Consider the following 616-nt stretch of genomic DNA (forward strand, 5'->3'; position numbering starts at 1 on the left):
CATCGCGGCGTTGCCAGTTATCTTTATCATGATTTTGAAAGTGACCAGCCCGGAAAACTATAACTTCGTAATGTTTGAAGAAGGGGGAAAACCCATCTTTTATTACGTCTTGGTTAGTGAAGCTATTGGGTTCTTCTTTATCTACATGATATTAAGAGGAGTTAGGTAATGGTTGATATTAAGTTAATCTTCTTAGCGCTCGGTTTAATTATCTCGTTATCTGCCGCGTATTACTCGTTAAAGGTGTTTGATAAAACCAAAGCAAACATTTCAACGAAAAAGATTATTGACTCAATCCAAGAAAAAACGCCTTTTGTTGACAAATTATCGTTATATCTTTCTCGATTATCTTTTAATAAAGAAGAAACAAAAAATAATTTGGTTAGAGCAGGTATTCATAGCGAGTTTATTGCTCAAGCCTATTATCTATTGAAAATTATACCCTTGGTTTTTTGTTTGGCGTTTATTGGCTACTCCTACATTCAAGGAGAGATGGAGTTTTCATCCGCGTTTATTTCATTCTCGCTTTCTATGCTTGTTTGTTTGATCGCGCCGGATATGTATATCTCATCGCGAGGGAATGCAAACGTGCGACATGTAAGTAGTCGGCTGCCTT

General features: G+C 36.5%; 1 protein-coding gene and 1 pseudogene. Both read left to right on the forward strand.

Annotated features, from left to right (window positions below; all coding sequences use genetic code 11):
• On the forward strand, window positions 1-169 hold a 169-nt coding region (locus R7P74_RS27480; RefSeq protein WP_373273428.1), incomplete at its 5' end, for a type II secretion system F family protein.
• Window positions 169-616, forward strand: a pseudogene (locus R7P74_RS27485) (type II secretion system F family protein); the annotation flags it as partial. The gene R7P74_RS27480 and the pseudogene R7P74_RS27485, both read left to right, overlap by 1 nt.

The sequence above is a fragment of the Vibrio sp. 2033 genome, from assembly GCF_033339735.1.